At 44.3% G+C, this 18,646-nt stretch carries 16 protein-coding genes; 10 read left to right on the plus strand and 6 right to left on the minus strand.

Annotation, left to right across the window (positions count from 1 at the left end; translation table 11 throughout):
* Positions 1-50 precede the first annotated feature (50 nt).
* Together I6E38_RS02470 and guaA are read left to right on the plus strand one after the other, a co-directional pair.
* On the plus strand, positions 51-863 hold the full coding sequence (locus tag I6E38_RS02470; RefSeq protein WP_235392503.1) for a nucleotidyltransferase family protein: 813 nt from the start codon (positions 51-53) through the stop codon (positions 861-863).
* A 129-nt stretch (positions 864-992) separates the two neighbouring features.
* Positions 993-2,603, plus strand: a complete 1,611-nt coding sequence (gene guaA, locus I6E38_RS02475) for a glutamine-hydrolyzing GMP synthase (RefSeq protein ID WP_235392504.1) — start codon at positions 993-995, stop codon at positions 2,601-2,603.
* 121 nt (positions 2,604-2,724) lie between these two features.
* On the opposite strand, the gene I6E38_RS02480 is transcribed toward guaA, so the two are convergent.
* From I6E38_RS02480 to I6E38_RS02505, 6 genes are all read right to left on the minus strand, one after another.
* Positions 2,725-4,068 carry a serine hydrolase domain-containing protein gene (locus I6E38_RS02480; protein ID WP_235392505.1) on the minus strand — a complete coding sequence of 448 codons (1,344 nt, stop codon included), beginning with the start codon at positions 4,066-4,068 and terminating at the stop codon, positions 2,725-2,727.
* A 16-nt stretch (positions 4,069-4,084) separates the two neighbouring features.
* A complete protein-coding gene (locus I6E38_RS02485) occupies positions 4,085-5,749 on the minus strand; it encodes a formate--tetrahydrofolate ligase (RefSeq protein WP_235392506.1) in 1,665 nt (554 codons plus the stop codon).
* Positions 5,750-5,998: 249 nt separating this feature from the next.
* Positions 5,999-6,631 carry a LysO family transporter gene (locus I6E38_RS02490; protein WP_235392507.1) on the minus strand — a complete coding sequence of 211 codons (633 nt, stop codon included), beginning with the start codon at positions 6,629-6,631 and terminating at the stop codon, positions 5,999-6,001.
* The gene (locus I6E38_RS02495) at positions 6,628-6,927 is read right to left on the minus strand and encodes a LysO family transporter (protein ID WP_235392508.1); all 300 of its coding nucleotides are present in this window, start codon (positions 6,925-6,927) and stop codon (positions 6,628-6,630) included. The genes I6E38_RS02490 and I6E38_RS02495 overlap by 4 nt, the downstream gene beginning before the upstream one ends.
* 21 nt (positions 6,928-6,948) lie before the next feature.
* Positions 6,949-7,422 (minus strand): hypothetical protein, encoded by a 474-nt coding sequence (locus I6E38_RS02500; protein ID WP_235392509.1) that lies wholly within the window; start codon positions 7,420-7,422, stop codon positions 6,949-6,951.
* Between the two features lie 24 nt (positions 7,423-7,446).
* The gene (locus tag I6E38_RS02505) at positions 7,447-7,902 is read right to left on the minus strand and encodes a DUF3990 domain-containing protein (RefSeq protein WP_235392510.1); all 456 of its coding nucleotides are present in this window, start codon (positions 7,900-7,902) and stop codon (positions 7,447-7,449) included.
* A gap of 902 nt (positions 7,903-8,804) precedes the next feature.
* On the opposite strand from I6E38_RS02505, the gene I6E38_RS02510 reads away from it, so the two are divergent.
* The 8 genes from I6E38_RS02510 to I6E38_RS02545 all read left to right on the plus strand — a co-directional run bounded on the left by I6E38_RS02510 (position 8,805) and on the right by I6E38_RS02545 (position 18,611).
* The gene (locus I6E38_RS02510; RefSeq protein ID WP_235392511.1) at positions 8,805-9,095 is read left to right on the plus strand and encodes a helix-turn-helix transcriptional regulator; all 291 of its coding nucleotides are present in this window, start codon (positions 8,805-8,807) and stop codon (positions 9,093-9,095) included.
* Positions 9,095-11,653, plus strand: coding sequence for a DNA cytosine methyltransferase (locus I6E38_RS02515; protein ID WP_235392512.1), 2,559 nt, complete (start codon positions 9,095-9,097; stop codon positions 11,651-11,653). The genes I6E38_RS02510 and I6E38_RS02515 overlap by 1 nt, the downstream gene beginning before the upstream one ends.
* A 2-nt stretch (positions 11,654-11,655) precedes the next feature.
* On the plus strand, positions 11,656-12,831 hold the full coding sequence (locus tag I6E38_RS02520; protein WP_235392513.1) for a hypothetical protein: 1,176 nt from the start codon (positions 11,656-11,658) through the stop codon (positions 12,829-12,831).
* 26 nt (positions 12,832-12,857) lie between these two features.
* Positions 12,858-13,691 (plus strand): DUF2971 domain-containing protein, encoded by an 834-nt coding sequence (locus tag I6E38_RS02525; protein ID WP_235392514.1) that lies wholly within the window; start codon positions 12,858-12,860, stop codon positions 13,689-13,691.
* 1,196 nt (positions 13,692-14,887) lie between these two features.
* Positions 14,888-15,547, plus strand: coding sequence for a GIY-YIG nuclease family protein (locus tag I6E38_RS02530; RefSeq protein WP_369681286.1), 660 nt, complete (start codon positions 14,888-14,890; stop codon positions 15,545-15,547).
* 302 nt (positions 15,548-15,849) lie between these two features.
* On the plus strand, positions 15,850-16,053 hold the full coding sequence (locus I6E38_RS02535; RefSeq protein WP_235392516.1) for a hypothetical protein: 204 nt from the start codon (positions 15,850-15,852) through the stop codon (positions 16,051-16,053).
* Between the two features lie 307 nt (positions 16,054-16,360).
* The gene (locus I6E38_RS02540) at positions 16,361-17,539 is read left to right on the plus strand and encodes an MFS transporter (RefSeq protein WP_235392517.1); all 1,179 of its coding nucleotides are present in this window, start codon (positions 16,361-16,363) and stop codon (positions 17,537-17,539) included.
* Between the two features lie 13 nt (positions 17,540-17,552).
* Positions 17,553-18,611 carry a threonine aldolase family protein gene (locus I6E38_RS02545; RefSeq protein ID WP_235392518.1) on the plus strand — a complete coding sequence of 353 codons (1,059 nt, stop codon included), beginning with the start codon at positions 17,553-17,555 and terminating at the stop codon, positions 18,609-18,611.
* The last annotated feature ends 35 nt before the right edge of the window (positions 18,612-18,646 follow it).

Consider the following 18,646-nt stretch of genomic DNA (forward strand, 5'->3'; position numbering starts at 1 on the left):
TTAACGGGATTTTCAGTAACTTTGCATCATAACTTTACATCCTTAAATATATGATGCAAGCAATGATTTTCGCGGCTGGACTGGGCACACGCCTTAAACCGCTCACCGACACTATGCCTAAAGCTCTGGTGAGGGTAGGGGGTGAGCCGCTCATTAAGCGCGTCATCATGAATCTTGCTGCGGCTGGCGTTGACCGTATTGTAGTCAACGTGCATCACTTTGCCGAGCAGATAATCGACTATCTTAAAGACAATGATAACTTCGGGCTCGATATCCGCATATCTGACGAAACTGCCGGACTGCTCGAAACCGGAGGCGGCATCAAGAAGGCTACACCATTGTTCGACCCCGCTGCTCCTATTCTTATTCACAATGTAGATATTCTTAGCAATGTCAATCTGAGCGAGTTCTACCAGATTGCTTCGCGAAGTGAAGAATCCGAAGGAGGAAGTGAAAATGGAAAAGTGAAAAGTGAAAAATCCAATTGTTGTGATGCTGTCGATGCTGTATTGCTTGTCAGTTGGCGTAAGACTAAGCGCTATTTGCTTTTCAATGACGACATGAAGCTTGTGGGATGGACCAACATCGAAACGGGTGAAGTGCGAAGCCCTTATCCCGACCTCGACCCCAAGAAGTGCCGTATGTATGCTTTCGCCGGAATACACGCATTGTCGCCACGACTGCTTAAGATGATGGATGAATTCCCCGACCGATTCGGAATAATCGACTTCTACCTTAAGGCGTGTGCCACACATAACATAAAAGGTTATGTCAAGGACGACTTGAAGCTGATGGATATTGGCAAACTCGACACTCTTGCACAAGCTGAAGAATTCCTGGAGGAATTGGGAGACAGGAATTAGAAGTTACGAATTAGGAGTTAGGAATTACGAGTTCTTGAATTAGGAATTTCGAGTTAAGGGTTTCACCCTAATTAAATATTAATCATTAAACATTAATAATTGAACATTAATCATTAAACAATATAACAAATGCAACAGAAGATTATAATTCTTGATTTCGGTTCGCAGACCACGCAGCTCATCGGCCGCCGTGTACGCGAATTGGACACCTTCTGCGAGATTATGCCTTACAACAAGTTCCCGAAGGACGACCCCAGCGTTATCGGTGTCATCCTCAGCGGAAGCCCCTATTCGGTACACGATAAGGAGGCGTTCAAGGTTGACTTGAGCCAGTTTGTAGGACGCATCCCGGTGCTTGGCATCTGCTATGGCGCACAGTTCATTTCTTACGCCAACGGTGGAAAGGTTGAGGCAGCCGACTCTCGTGAGTACGGACGCGCCAATCTTGAGCACTTCGATGCCGAGAATCCGCTGTTCCACGGATTTGTTGAGAACTCGCAGGTGTGGATGAGCCACGGTGACACCATCACAGCCATCCCAGAAGACTACAAGTGCATCGCATCGACAGCCAATGTCAAGTTTGCTGCTTATGCCTCTACCAAGCAGCCGGTATGGGCTGTTCAGTTCCATCCCGAGGTGTTCCACTCATTGCAGGGTACACAGCTCCTCAAGAACTTCGTAGTAGACATCTGCGGAAGCCGTCAGGACTGGAGTGCCGACTCGTTTGTTGAGACAACCGTAGCCGAACTTAAGGCTCAGTTGGGCGACGACAAGGTAATCCTCGGTCTGTCGGGTGGTGTTGACTCAAGCGTTGCCGCTGTACTCCTTAACAAGGCTATCGGCAGCAACCTCACATGTATCTTCGTTGACCACGGAATGTTGCGTAAGAACGAGTTCCGTGATGTAATGGAGGATTACAAGTGTCTCGGTCTGAACGTTATCGGTGTTGACGCATCAGAGAAGTTCTTCAACGATTTGGCTGGTGTAACCGATCCTGAGGAGAAGCGTAAGATTATAGGCCGTGACTTCGTTGAGGTGTTCAACGCTGAGGCTAAGAAGCAGACTGGTGCCAAGTGGCTTGCACAGGGCACTATCTATCCTGACCGTATCGAGTCGCTCAACATTACAGGCAAGGTTATCAAGAGCCATCACAACGTAGGCGGTCTGCCTAAGGAGATGAACCTCCAGTTGTGTGAGCCGTTGAAGTGGCTGTTCAAGGACGAGGTTCGTCGTGTAGGTCGCTCAATGGGCATGCCCGAGCACTTGATTACACGTCATCCGTTCCCAGGCCCAGGCTTGGCAGTACGTATTCTTGGCGACATCACTCCCGAGAAGGTACGCATACTTCAGGATGCCGACGACATCTATATCCGCGGTTTGCGCGATTATAAGGTGAAGCTGAGCGGTGAGGACGCACGCCGTGTACTTGCAGCCGGTGTCCCTGCCGACATGCACGACGGTGAGATTGAGGTTTCGCTCTACGATCAGATTTGGCAGGCTGGTACAGTATTGCTCTCTACCGTACGCTCTGTAGGTGTTATGGGCGACGAGCGTACATACGAGCATCCAGTTGCTCTGCGTGCCGTTACATCTACCGACGCTATGACAGCCGACTGGGCACATCTGCCTTACGACTTCATGGCAAAGGTTTCTAACGAGATCATCAACAAGGTACGTGGCGTTAACCGCGTATGCTATGACATCTCGTCAAAGCCACCATCAACAATCGAGTGGGAGTAAAATCAATCCCAACTGATACATAAAAAAGGGGTATCAAAACGGAATCAATTCCTGTTTTGATACCCCTCTTCTTTTTGTGGAGTCTTTGTGAGGTAATGGAGTCTTTGTTCTATAGACGTATTTAGTTTATAAACATATTGCGTTTTGGCATTTTGCTTCCAAAGCGCTTGCGCAGTTTTTCGAACAGCGCCATTGTGTCTTGCGAGAACTTGTGTCCCTTCCATGTACTTGTGTTGGTGATGAACACCCAGCACTCGCCGTCGGGATAGCGCAATACAAGCGCTGATGTGCCTACAAGCGAACCGGTACGTATCCACGGACGGTTGCGTGGCGTAAAGTTCCAGCCGAGTGAGAACTGATGGTCGGGCATTTCCTGCGTCATTAGTTTCACGGCTTGTGGCGATATCACGTCGGGCACGATACGGTCGCCGTCGATTGATGCTACCAGTCGGCACAGTTCGGCAGCCGATGCCACCCATGCACCTGCGCCAAGAGCCGTCGTTATGTCGTTCTCGCCATAGCAGCGCACTACCATTCTGCCGGAGTTGTTGAATTCGGGTACCGGTACCGAACTTGAGTGCATATAGTACACCGTCTCGTTCGGGCGGCGATCCTTCAGATAGTTACCCGCTATGTGGAAGTCGTAGCATCCTGCAGGATAGAGCACGTAGCGCTGCATGAAGTTCTCGTAGCTCATGCCAGTACGCTTCTCTATAATAAGCGACAGCAGCGTATAGCCAATATTGCAGTAGCGTTGTGCAGTTCCGGGCGTGTAGCCAAGATGTCGGCGCAGTACGATGCGCAACAGAGTGCGATGGTCGGGTGGGGTGGTGAGGTGGTTCTGCTGCATTATGTAGCGAGTCGAGAATATGGCGTCGCCAGCATAATTGGTAAATCCCGCCTTGTGTCGCAACAGCTGTTCGACGGTGATGTCGAAGTATCGTTTGTCGCGTATTGAGTTGACGTAGAACGTGTCGTTGAGTATTCCCTTCGGTCCGAACACCTTGTCGCTAAGGCGTATCTTGCCCATGTCGCGCAATTTCATTATGCCCGTAGCAGTGACCAGTTTCGACACCGAAGCCATGCGCATGATGTACGACGGCTCCATTGGTATCTTGCGGTCCTTGTCGGCATAGCCGAATCCGCGGGCATACAGCAGCGAGTCGTGGCGCGATATTGCCAGCTGTGCACCGTGTATCTCCCAACGCTTCAGATAGCGCTGCATGATAGAGTCCATGGCGTGCAGCTCAGGTTGTGCCGAGAGGGCATTGGTGAGCGTGTCGTTGAGATGCTTGCGGTTGCTTGCTTCGTATATCGAGTCTTTCTCTTGGCTTTTGTCGCTTGAGCACGACGAGCATGTGCATCGGCAGATGCTCGATATGATGACAACGATAAAGGTGAGGCATCCCAAGCAGGACAGCCTCACCTTTGTACGATATTGTTTCTTTATTCTATATCCGAACATTTCTGATTATTGGGTATTATGACAATCCTTCGATTTGACCGTTGACGATGTCCATGTTCATGGCAGCCGGAACCTTGGGCAGTCCGGGCATGCGCATGATGTTGCCGGCAATGACAACAATCATCTCTGCACCGGCGTTTATGACAATGTCGCGAACGTTAACGTCAAATCCTGATGCTACGCAATACTGCTTGGCATCGGTAGAGAATGAGAACTGTGTCTTGGCGATACATATCGGGAAGTTCTCATAGCCGAGGTCGCGTATCATCTGCAACTTCTTCTTGGCAGGAGCGGCAAACGAAATGCTTGCTGCGCCATAGATGTTCTTGCAGACCTTCTCAATCTTAGTCTCGATTGTGTCTTCGTCGTCGTATACGAGGCTTAATGGCTGCGACGGCTTCTGCTCGATAGTGTCTACTACGAGACGTGCCAGGTCGGCTGCACCCTCGCCACCTTTTGCGTAAGCGTCGTTGATGGCAAATCCTACGCCGATGCTCTCGCAATATTCGCGCACGATGTTCTGCTCCTCTTCCACGTCGCCGGCATAGTGGTTGAATGCTACGATGACGGTCTGTCCGAACGACTGCATGTTCTTGATATGCTTGTCGAGGTTGGCAAGTCCCTTCTTGAGTCCTTCGCTGTTAGGCTTCTTGATGTCCTCAACAGGCACTCCGCCGTGCATCTTCAGTCCCTGGGCTGTTGCAACAACAATGGTGAGCTTAGGCTGCAATCCGCTCTTACGACACTTGATGTCGAAGAACTTCTCGGCTCCAAGGTCGGCACCGAATCCTGCCTCAGTGATTACATATTCGCCGAATGTCATAGCCATCTTTGTGGCGAGTATTGAGTTGCATCCGTGTGCAATGTTGGCAAACGGACCACCGTGTACGAATGCAGCGGTATTCTCAGTGGTCTGTACGATGTTGGGAGCCAGAGCGTCGCGCAGCAGGATTGTTATAGCTGCAGCTACACCGAGGTCTTTGACGGTGAAAGGCTTGCCCTCAACGGTGTAGCCCAAGAGGATGTTCTCAATGCGACGGCGCAAGTCGTCCTCGTCCTTTGCAAGACAGAGTATAGCCATAATCTCCGATGCAGGAGTGATGTCAAATCCCGACTCGCGTACAATGCCGTTGGCTTTGCCGCCCATACCGGTAACGATGTCGCGCAGTCCGCGGTCGTTAACGTCGAGCACGCGGTTCCACAATACCTCGCGCAGAGCGAAACCGTTGTCACGGTTCTGGTACATGTAGTTGTCGAGCAATGCAGTGATAGTGTTGTGAGCCGAAGTGATTGCGTGGAAGTCGCCTGTGAAGTGCAGGTTTATCTTGTCCATAGGCAACACCTGGGTGTAGCCACCGCCACACGCACCGCCCTTCATTCCGAATACCGGACCGAGCGAAGGCTCACGCAGAGCGCAGATAGCGTTCTTGCCGATGTGGTGCAGACCGAGAGCCAGACCGATAGTAACGGTAGTCTTGCCGATACCAGCCTTTGTCGGTGTAATGGCTGTAACGAGTATGAGGTTGCTGTTCTTCACACGCTCCTCGTCGATAAGGCGTGTAGGAACCTTAGCCATATAGTGGCCGTAGTGTTCAAGTTCTTTTGCAGGGATGCCATACTTAGAGGCTACTACCTCTATCTCCTCGAGTTTTGTGCTGCGAGCTATTTCGATATCTGTCATTGTATGTAAAAAAATTTGTAGCGTTTCGTTTAAAATGAGGTGTTTACGAAATAAATAGTATGGAGTGTGAGTGCAAAGGTACTACTAAATAATCAATAAAGTGTCATTATTTCATTGTTTTTGCTCGTTTTTGCTTCGAAACGTCAGGTGAGAGTCCGATGTTATATTAAAATCTTTACATATTCTTTCATTCGTGTCATGAAACTTAAGTTGTATATATATAAGTGTATTCTTAACTCTCAACCTTTTTTATCCAGCCATAGAGCACCACATTGTCACAACGAACGGCACGGTGAAGTCGGTCACGAAACCGTGGTAGATGCTTAGTGCTACGTAGCGTTGGCCTACGGTCTGTGTGATGATAGGTAGGGTGGTGTCCATAGTTGTTGCGCCACCCGAAGATATAGGAGCCAGCGGACCGAACCACTTTGCTATCAGCGGAGTAAGCAAGAGGGTTGTCATCTCGCGTATGATGTTGGCAAGCAAGGCTATTGTGCCCAGTTCGGCACCGCGATATTCGGTTATGAAGATGCTCGACAACGAATAATAGGCAAAGCCGCTGTCAATGGCGAGGCAGTCGGTAAGCTGTCGATGGTGCAGTACCGGGCAAACGTCGCTACACATTATTATATATGCCACCATAGCTCCAAGCCATGAACCTAAGATGGTGGCTACTGGCAACAGTGCCAGACGAGGGTTGAGACTCTTTATGTCGTTCTTCATGTCGGGATTCATTCCGATGCCTAAGCCTACGAAGAGCAACAGGCCGCACAGCGCTACGAAGCTGATGTTGCTGTCCATAGCCCATGAAGGCAGACCGCCGCTACGTCCTGCCAATACTCCGAGGATAAAGAATCCTACTACTATCAGACTTCCTTTCATCGCTCCTTGCCTCCTTTCGCTGTCTTCCACAATGCCCATGCCAATGCACAGCTGCCCAGTGTGGCAAATCCTGACAATACCAAAGCCTCCACTCCAAGTGTAGGCAAGGCAGAGATAATCTGGTCGTTGCTTCCCACTTCTATGCCAAGCATAAACAGAAGCAGCCATATAAGTCCGGTCGTGGCGCGTCCTGCCCACGTGCCGATCGCACTCTTGCGAGTAGCTGATTTAATCCTTGTGCGCACGTTGTAGCCTACAAGTATGCCAAGGAATATAAACAAAATTACTATAAACATTTCTTTTATTGGTTGTTTTTTTTACATGAATCCTCCTGCAAAATAGCTTCGTGCTATGAAGTATGAAGGCTCGTAATAGGCCGAACAGTTGTAATTGTCGAGTGTTTCACAAATGTCGTCGTTGTAGACGCGTATTATGCCCTTGGCATAGTCTTCCGCATCAAGACGGGTCTGAAGAATAAGCCGTGTGTAAACCTTGCCCATGTCAAGTGGGGTGGGAATATTGGTGCAAAGTTCTTTGTCAACGTCGGTAATGTCGAAGTTGCCATTCTCAAGCTGGTATTCGTCAATCCAGTCGTCTACTACTTGCCGTGGATTCTCGGAGTGAAGAGTGTCGGCAATTGACAGCTGGCGCAACAGATTGTCGTAGCCAATACGATTGACTACATATTTGTTGCGTTGCTTGATGTGACGCGCCACACGTTCTATCATGCTACATACAAAGAACAGGTCGTTCTCGGTAATGTTCTCATCGGGGAAATATATATTCTTCATATACAGTTGGCTTGAAGCGATTCATTATAATAAATAATGTGATGTATATCTTATACATTCTATAGCTTTCTGCGTGCAGAAGACTATTTGGTGCGTAGGGTGCTTGAATTTGGCAAGTTCCCAAAATGCATTCCTTGTAATGTTTCCTGCAACGACATCTTCTATGTAGTTCCAAATCTGATCGTCGGCCATAGGACCTTCTACTATATCGAAATCGTGCCGTATACCACGACGACAGTCGATGATGAAGTTGAGCCAATCTTCCGACATTTCTTTGAATGTTTTGGCTTTGCACTCGTTGTGCTCTTCGTATTCATATACGTTGACAACATGTTTCCCTTTCTTGCTCAAAGCCCATTTCTTAGCTTGGCTTTCGAGCAAAGTGCAGTAGAATCCATATCCGAAGTCTTTCTCGTAGCCTCGGATGCGTATGTCGGGATGTTCTACAATGACGTTGCTGCCATGAAATAATTTGTCCATAATGTTTTTTCTCTTTCTGCAAACTTAACAATAATTTCTTGCACTGACAAATATTTAAGCTTAAAACACGCCGCAAAAGCGCCTCTTTATGCGGCTCGCATCATTCGGTGCGAGCCCTCGTTTCATCCGACGTACAAGCTCATTCCATCCGGTGCGAGCCCTCGTGTCATACGAAGCATGCCGTAATCGAGCCATTCTAGCAGGGAGATATGCACAATTCCTATGTGACAATAATAAGCGATTAAGAAAAAATGTGTAACTCTGCAATTGGTCTTTCCGTTGATTGCCGGCAATGAGTTGCGCGGCGCTAATCAGCGGATCGGCCCGGTAATAATAAGAAAGACGTTTGCTAACGTCGGATTCTGACCATTTGAAACGTAGGAAACTTCAAATAAGTACTCAGATGAAGACGGTGGTGGGCGTCTACCCATCGTGTATATATACACAGCTCGTGGTGTGCCTTCTCCGCTCGTGGTGAAGGTGCGCCATGTGCTATTGTCATATATATCCAATTGGCGTAGGCATCTGTTGCTTCTTTTTTTTCTTGATAATCTGCTGAGTTGACGTAATGTATTGATTATCAGCACTTGTAAAATTGAAAATTGGCAAAAGAAACAAATGGAATACAAAAAAATCGAAAATCCCTAAATAGCAATATATGCTTAACATATCTTAACGCAGTAAAAATCGGAAAATTTCATTTTCTGTCATTTTGTTGTAAGACTTTTTCGGAACAACAGATAAAGACCTTGGCACTGCGAAATGTAATATCAGTTTTTTCCATATTATTCCACCTTATTCCATTTTCTTGAAGTTTTATATTCAAAAACTGATAAGGTTCTGACTCTATTCTGAGATTTTTTATTATCTTTGCTAAAAAAGTCAAGACAACTAAAAACAATATGCGGTTTGAAAATAAGATAAAGGAACTTCGTATTCAACTACAAATGCCGCAACGCAAACTTGCTGCTGCACTTGATATAGATACGGCAACTTACTGCAAGATTGAGAAAGGTGAACGCAGGGCTCTAAGAGAACAGGTTGCAATCCTTTCTCAAATATTAAACATAGATGAAAATTCTCTGCTGACACTTTGGTTAGCAGATAAGGTTACTGACATGGTAGCATCCGAACATGAGGTAGCTCCAAGTGCTTTATCTATTGCAGCAGAAACAATAAAGAAAAGTGTATAATGGCAAGAAATAAAAAATATTCATACATAGAGTTCCCCTCGGAGATTGTAGCAGAAAGCAAGTCTCCTTATGGTCTGAGAACATATGTGAGCCTGTTCAGCAGTGCTGGCGTTGGATGTTATGGTTTTAAGGAAGAGGGATTCTATTGCATTGCAACAGTAGAACTACTTGAAAGGCGTCTTAATGTGCAGAAATGCAACAATAAGTGCATCTACCAGAGCGGCTACATTTGTGGAGACATGACTCTGCAGAGTACGAAAGATAAAATTTTCCATGAGCTTGACTTATGGAAACGGGGATTTGGTGTGGAAGATTTGGATGTGTTGGTTGCAACACCTCCTTGTCAAGGTATGTCTGTAGCCAATCACAAAAAGAAAGATGAATTAAAACGAAATTCTTTGGTGGTTGAGTCAATATCAATGGTGAAATCAGTCGCTCCTAAGTTCTTTATCTTTGAGAATGTGAGGGCTTTCCTTACTTCTGTTTGTACTGACTTAGACGATAAAGACAAGTCCATTAAAGAGGCAATTGAAACAAACCTGTCAGGACTATACAATATCTCTTATAACGTTTTGAACTTTAAGGATTATGGCAATCCTTCAAGTCGAACAAGAACTTTGGTTATAGGTGTTCGTAAGGACATCAAAGAGATAACTCCATACGATATTTTTCCTGATAAGCAACCAGAGCAAACACTTCGACAAATTATCGGAGATTTACCTTCTTTGAAGACCATGGGCGAAATATGCCCTGACGACATATATCACAACTTCAGGAGGTATGCACCCCATATGGAATCATGGATTTCAGAAATAAAAGAAGGTCAGTCTGCATTTGACAATACTGATATTGAGCGCATCCCACATACTTTGAAAAACGGTGTCATTGTGTACAATGCGCAAAAGAATGGTGACAAATACACTCGTCAATACTGGGATAAAGTTGCACCTTGTATTCACACGCGTAATGACATCATGGCGAGTCAGAATACTGTACACCCTGTTGACAACAGGGTGTTTAGCATTCGTGAGGTTATGCGTATGATGTCTGTACCTTCTACATTCAAGTGGTCAGAGAAGAGTCTTGAAGAATTGAACGCACTCACTCTAAAGGAAAAGGAAGCATACCTCAAGAAAGAGGAGATAAATATTCGTCAGACTTTAGGTGAAGCTGTCCCAACAATCATCTTCAAACAAATAGCACACAAGGTTAGAAAGGTTTTGTGTCGCAATGCTCTTTCGGAGCAAGACATCAAGAACCTTATAGAAAAAAGGAATCTTGTAGACACTGCTAAATTGATAGAGTTCATCAAGAGGTCAACTATTCATACATTTGCAGAGTTGTCAAAAATAGCAGAACTAGCTAATGCCCAACGAGACAACAATGCGGCATACTATACTCGTCAAGATTTGTGTTTTGCCATAGCAAACTCTCTGCCAACTCCCAAAGGCCAGGCTGTTGTCAACATTTTGGAGCCATCAATTGGTGTGGGTAATTTTTTGCCTACATTAATACGAAAGTATGAATCTGCATCAGAGGTTAACATCGATGTTGTAGACATTGATGCCAATAGCATTGCTATCTTAAAAGAACTTGTTCAAAAGATACATATGCCATCAAATATACATATTACATACATAAACGATGACTTTCTCTTGCACCAGTTCGACAAGAAATATGACATAATTGTTGGGAATCCTCCATATATGAAGCTCACCAAAGACAAGAAATTGTTGGCCATGTATAAGGAGAATGCCTACAATAAAAATACCAACAACATTTTCGCATTCTTCATAGAGAAAGCTATGAAGATTGGTAAATTTGTGTCTTTAATCGTTCCTAAAAGTCTGATTAATGCGCCTGAGTTCAACGAAACAAGAGAACTTGTTGGAAAGAATGCAATCCGCAGGATTATAGACTTTGGAGAGAAAGGATTTAAGGGAGTTAAGATTGAAACCATATGTTTGCAAGTCGACACCGTATCTAAGCCAGTAGATACAGTGGTTGAATCTTATATTACAGGAGAAGTTGAGTGTCATCCACAAAGCTACTTGACTTCTACGGATTTTCCTTATTGGCTCATCTATAGGAATGAAGATTTTGACAAAGTTGCAGAGACAATGACATTCAACGTGTTCAAGTCTTATAGAGACAGAACCATAACAAAGGCAATAACTAAGTCTTCTGGAAAAATTAGAGTCTTGAAATCACGTAACATAGGCGATAATGCGATTGTGGATATTGCTGATTATGACAGCTACATCGATGACATATCAAATCTTGATGTCGCAAAATATCTTAATCAGACAGGATGTGTGTTAATTCCCAACCTAACATACAATCCTCGCGCATGTTTCTTGCCAAAGAATTGTATAGCTGATGGCTCTGTAGCGATACTAACACCAAACGAAAACGAAACAATAACAGAACAGGATTTGGCGTTCTATGCTACAGAAAAATTCTCTAAATTCTACGCTATAGCTCGCAATAGAGGAACAAGATCGCTAAACATTGACAACAACTCTGTATTTTTCTTCGGAAAGCAAAATGTAAGATAAAAATGAGAGACGTAATAAATAACTACCTGAGTGCTTTTGACTTGGATATAAGAAAATCTCACGATGCAAGATTTGTTGACCAAAAATGCACACCAGATATCGTGTGTTTTATGGCCGACTGTGTACTGAATATGATTGCGACAAAAACATTGTTCGTAATAAACGATATATGGGAAACGCAGTATTTTATACAAAACTCACGTGTTATCTTCAACAAGCCCTGGGCAAACGATAAAAAGGCTTACAATGAATATAACAAGGTGCTATCACAGCCATTAAAACTGTTAGCTTACGCTCATGTTCTGAGTGTACATACTATTGACGGCTTACTTACTTTTTCTGTAGAGAACGAGGAATTACTTGATTATATCGCTCGTAAGGATAGAAATGCTTATAACTTCTTGTATTGCTACTTTATGAAAGTGATGGACGATAGTGGATTTACTAAGTACTTCGAGGAATATAAAGTCAATTCTGCCACCAATCCGAGAGCTGCCAAAACCGAAATATACGAAAGGTATTACAGGTTGATAAACGGTAACACACCATCGCATTCAAGATTTGATATTACACGTATGTTCCACAAAGTGTTCAACATCTATGCGGCTGAAAATGGATTGGTTGGTAGTAGTGGCAAGCCTATGTATTATTCTGATTTAATGTACAATAGGAAGAATTGGCGTGATTTGGAAAAGGACAAAACACAAACCAGACAAGAGGTCGCAACAGACACTTATCAGATGGATACCCAACATGCCATCAACTCATACTATGTGCAGAAAGCTATTGCCTTGATAAGAAAGATACAGACCGAGTCTGAGGTTAAGGATAGTTGGGGCAATGGTGTAGCAACTCAGGTACACCACATTTTCCCAAAATCACAATTTCCACAGATTGCTCACTATGTAGAGAACCTAATACTGCTGACCGCAACACAGCATTTCACAAAGGCGCATCCAAATAACCGCACTCAGGAAATTAATCGAGATTATCAGTTAGTTTGCTTGTTAGCAAAAGCTGACACGATAGAAAAATCTCTGCGAACAGTTGGTGAACGATATTACAGGAAAGAGTCATTTATCTATGTCGTAAATACAGGCTTAGATTCGGAACTGACAACAAAGCTCAGTTTTGAAGACATTAAGACTGAGATTGTTAGGCTTTATAATTGTGCATAAACAACTTGTCCGTAAATCATAATAGAATGAAGATATATCATTACACATCTATAGAAACTTTGGCTTTAATTCTGAAAAGTAAAAGCATACGATTCAATAGATTGGATAACGTGGATGATTTGGAAGAATCCATGTATGGCTCTGGCCCTAAGAACCAAAACCTAAGTAAGTACATTTTTGTGTCGTGCTGGACAAAATCTGAAGAAGAGAACCTCGCATTGTGGAAAATGTACGCAGGGTACAACGGTATAAGGATTGGTTTAGATGAAAATTTGTTTGTATCTTATCCTAACACGCCATTTGATACAATAGAGTCATTTTATAAGGATATTTTTCACTTCGGTCCAGACTACTGTGCTGCGCAACAGAACAACCTTACCAAGCTTGAAGAAGTCAAATATATCGATTCTCCACGCTTTGCTGTAAATGACCTTGTTAGCATTTCTGGAAACACCTTATCAATCAAGACTTCAAACTGGGGACTTGTTAAAAGTAAGGAATGGGCTATTCAACAGGAAAGTCGTTTTAGAATACAAACTCTTCCCTTAAACTATGCCTATGTTAAAAGCTATTCTGCTGAAATTCTCAACACAATGGATAGGATGGTATTAACTAAGGCTATTATTGAGGTGATTCCTGCAATTGTAAGGTCTATTGAAGAAGATTACAAGCCCCAAACATCAGAATTGTTTATGCCTATTAAAGATGATGCATTAAATAACATGGAGATTATGATGGGGCCGCAAACTTCTGATGCACAAAGACTAATTGTGGAGGCATTGGTACAAGACTTATCTAATATCACATTAACTGATAGTAAGTTTAAGGGAAAAGTAAGAGGAAAATTTAGTTGCATATAGTGCTATGAACCTTATCGACACCTTTCTGTTCCAGGAGGGTGCCGATTTTTGTTTGACTAGCATGTGTGTTGTCTAATGGGTGCAAGTCCCTAACGAGCCCTAGTAGTGGGAATCGTCTAGCCAGAGAGACAAGGGTGTCCGTGGCGACACGGAATCTGAAAGAAGTCAGCGGCAAATATCTGACCCAACGCACAGAAACTTGATATAAGGCTACTTACAGGGATAAGACTGCAAAAAGAGTCAAAGTCCAATAACTACTCGGAACTGCAAGTAGTAAATCAAGTGGGTATAAAATGGAAAGACAACATGCTTAACTAGTGAGGTCTCACGGACGCATGGATGAAGATGAGTTATTCGATGCACCATGACGGAGTAAAGCTTGCCGTGAGAAGTCAGCAGAGGTCATAGTACCCAAGGCACGTGTGCCTATAGGGAAGGACTGAATCGTGCAGTGCAACAGTAAATGACTGCTACCTTGAGAGTCTTTTGTAGTCAGATGTCCGAAAAGGAACTCTCTATTCACAAGATAGGACGGAATCCGACAATAGAATAGAAGTGACGTATCTCGAAGGGATGGCTGAAAACAACTTGCCACACACCGTAAGGTGTAAAAGCGCGAAACCGCCGTATGCGGAACCGCACGTACGGTGGTGTGGGAGGTCGGTAAATGTGAAAGTAGGAGGTAAATGCCTTTTATGAATAACATTTACCTCCTACCCGATTCTATCATCGCCTTGTTGGCAGGGTTGCCACTGAGTATATATCTAACAACCTCTGTTCGCATCATCTCGGACAACAGCCTTTGGATACACTTTGTCTGACGATGAAAACATTTCGTATGAAAAGACTATTAACAAAAATAACTATGATACTTTGTTTTATCAAGTTCCCTATATGGAGAAAGCCGATACTTTGGTTTTACAAGAGAAAGTACGTAATGATTTGTTAAGCAAATACATAAAGGCTGAATTGAAAAAATCCGTCATAAGAAATAACGAATGAATTTCAAAATGCAGCAATAAAAATATTTCTACAGACCCTACGTAAGGGTGTTGTAGCAAATGGTTATGCCATTACGGAGACAAACGAAGAAATGCAGTAGCGATTTTTAATGCTGAAGATGTGAAGAATGAAGACAAAGTTACGGGTTACATATATGTGCTCGTTCGCTTTCGGAGAATCCAGAGATAAACAATATAAAGAATCTATATAAGATAGGTTTCTCAACCAATAGGGTGGAGAATCGTGTGGCTAATGCCGAGCATGAGCCTACCTACTTGATGGCTCCTGTGGAGATTGTGAGCACTTATAAAATTGTGAACATGCACTCGCAGAAGTTTGAGGACTTGGTGCATCAGGTGTTGCAGGAAGTGAACTTCCGCTTTAAGGTGGCTGACGGCAAAAGAGAAATGCACGAGGCAACGGAATTGTATCAAGTGCCGTTGGAAATAATAGACAGCATCATTCAGAAAATAATGAATGGCACCATTCTTTTTTTCTCCTACAACAAGCAGCTGCAATGTCTGGAGCAAAGGGTTGAGAAGGTTCAATCAAAGTTGGATTTGTCTGGGCTTAAGGTTCTGACGCTTGTAATTAAGAAGATGTACTTTGAGCAGATTGTATCTGGCGAAAAGACAGAAGAATATCGCGAACTAAAACAGAATACTCTGAATAAATACACGTATCTTGACGAGACAGACGGCAAGCGTTACCTCAAACGATACGATGCGCTGAGACTATGCGTAGGCTATCATTCTGACAGGGATTGCGCTGTGGTTCAAGTGGTTGACACCACATATAACGGCGGCATTGTGAAATTTAGTTTGGGTAAGGTACTGGAAGTGATAAGAGGATGAAGTTGGGTTGGAATATTGAAATTCCTACATTGTATATTGATGAAGAAAAAGCCAATACATAAAAACGTCCCCTTGTTCGATTTCGTGGAGCAATGGGACGTTATGTTGTTTGGAGTTTTTGGTAATGTTTTTGGAATCCATTCTCATGTCCCAGATGTCAATTAGGAAAATAGTGTTTAATTATTTTGCTCAATCCCATATGTTGTGGTAGTATGATTTCGTAAGCTAATGGATTGCGTATTCGGAAAAATATGTAACTTTGCAAATAAGCAAGGTTGCATTTCAATAAAAAGGAGGTGATTATGAATACAATAACAATACAGGTTGAAGACCGTAATGTAATGTCAGGACTTATAAAAGTATTGAAGTCCATGAATGGTGTCGTTATTTTACCTACTCATAAAAACAAGAAGTCAGGCATGGAAGAAGCAATGGATGATATTCGCCATGGAAGAGTGACAGAATATAAAGATGCTGATGAAATGTTTGAAAAGTTGGGTATATGAAATATCAATTATTGCTACTAAACGTTTTGAGAAGGATGATAAGCTTGTGCTGATTTTAACAAATACAGGTTCTCATAGTGATGTATTTTGATTTATAATAACGTCCCCTTGCTCGATTCCGCGGAGCAAGGGGACGCTGTGTACCCCCCCCCCATCATACTCATCCTAGCACTGTTCTATGAGGTCTTTGGCGCTGCTTGCGTGGTACCAAATATTTTTTTGATTATATGTTTTTATTTCGTAATTTTGCAATTGCGGACAATCCGAAAGGTTAAATCCGTATGATTATAGGCATAAGGAAAAAGAGATGAAACAACTTAAGGAAAATGAAGGCATAGAGCGTAGCTTGTTACTTGCAATGGCTGTTATAGCAGGATTGACCGTGGCAAATTGCTATTACAACCAACCTCTTCTGGAGATGATACGTCACGACATAGGAGTGAGCCAACATGAGGCAAACCTGATAACCGTTGTCACCCAAATAGGCTATGCGCTTGGTTTGTGCTTCCTTATCCCTATGGGCGACCTCTACTCGCGCCGTCGCATTATAGTTGTGAACATGACGGTGGCAGCCATCATGGCCGTCGTCATTGCCGTAGCCCACAATGTGTGGATGATTTGGGGAGCCTCTCTGCTATTGGGAGCCTGCTCCGTAATTCCGCAGTTTTTCATACCTATAGCAGGACAATATTCCGAGAAGGAGAATAAAAGCAGGAATATGGGCGTCGTTCTGTCGGGGCTGCTGACGGGCATACTTGCCTCAAGAGTGGTTAGCGGTTATGTAGGCGAATGGTTGGGCTGGCGCGAAATGTTTTTAATAGCGGCTCTTGTGATGGTGCTGTGCATGGCCATTACGCTCAAGATTATGCCACAGATAAAGAGCAACTATGTCGGCACATACGGTGGCTTGATGGCCAGCGTATTTAATATTGTGAAGAGTAATGGGCGCATACGTCTTTATGCCGTACGTGCCGCCTTCAGCTTTGGCAGCATGATGGCAATTTGGGCGTGCCTCGCTTTTCGGTTGGCACAGGCTCCGTTCTATTCAGGTAGCGAGATGGTGGGAACATTAGGATTGTGTGGCATAGCCGGGGCTATAGCGGCAAGCGGTGTGGGCAAGCTTGTTAACCGCTTGGGCATAAGGAATATGAGCGTTTATGGAGCTTGCTTGCAGCTTGTGGCGTGGGCAACGGCTTGGCTGTTTGGTGACACTTTCATGGGGCTTGTTGTGGCTATCATATTGGTAGACGTAGGTTTGCAATGTCTGCAACTAAGCAATCAAAGCGGCTGTATACAGGAGATGCCTCAAGCTTCCAACAGGGCCAATACCATATTTATGACTACTTATTTTATAGGCGGCTCCTTTGGCACATATTGTGCCGGATTGGCTTGGGCCCATAAGGGATGGATTGGCGTGTGTGCGGTTGGGGCAATCTTGGCTGCAATCTCGCTCTGCATAACCTGTTTTAATGGGAAGAGAATTTAAATAATTGCATTATATGATTTCATTTCAAAGTGACTACAACAACGGTATGCTGCCGGAGATATTAGAGGCTCTTGGTAGGACAAACGATGACAAGACTCCTGGTTATGGCTACGACCATTATACAGAGTCGGCAAAACAGAAGATTCGCAAGGCTGTAGATAACGAGGAGGCTGACGTGTTCTTCCTTGTGGGAGGTACGCAGACCAACACAACGGTCATCGACTCTGTGCTGCTGGGATGTGAGGGCGTTGTTTGTGTGGAGACAGGACATATTGAGGTGCATGAGTCTGGTGCCGTGGAGGCATTCGGACATAAGGTTATCTCTCTTCCCTCCGTCGACAGCAAGCTGACTCCTGACACTCTGTCTGCATACATGGACAGATTCTTGGCTGACGAGACGCATCCGCACATGGTGCAACCAGGAATGGTGTATATCTCAATGCCTACTGAGTTTGGAATGGTATACACAAGGACTGAGCTTGAGAATCTGTACGCCACATGCCGGAAATATGATCTGTGTCTGTTTATCGATGGAGCACGACTGGGCTATGGACTGATGTCGGAGGCTTGCGACTATGACTTGCCCTTCCTCGCCAAGCATTGCGATGTGTTCTATATCGGTGGCACTAAGGTTGGAGCGATGATTGGTGAGGCAGTGGTGTTTACAGGTATGAAGGCTCCCAAGTATTTCTTCACCATCGTGAAACGTCACGGAGCTTTGCTCGCCAAAGGCAGAATGCTTGGCATCCAGTTTGACACGCTATTCACTGACAATCTGTATTTTAAGGTTTCGCAACATGCCATCAATATGGCTGTCCGCATCTGCGATATATTCAAAAAGCATGGCATAGCGATAGCCTACGACTCGCCAACTAACCAACAATTTGTTGTTCTGCCCAAAAAACTTTACGAGGCACTTTCACAGAAGGTGGCTTTTGAGATATGGGAGAGAAAGAGTGATGAGGAGATTGTCTGCCGTTTCGTCACCAGTTGGGCGACAAAGGAAGAGGAGCTGGACGGATTGGACCGAATATTGACAGCTTTATGCGGAGCTTGCCGAGATGAAGACTGATTGTGGCAGTTTTTATTATATATGCCACCATTGCC

It is taken from the genome of Leyella stercorea (assembly GCF_021531355.1).
Taxonomy (GTDB): domain Bacteria; phylum Bacteroidota; class Bacteroidia; order Bacteroidales; family Bacteroidaceae; genus Prevotella.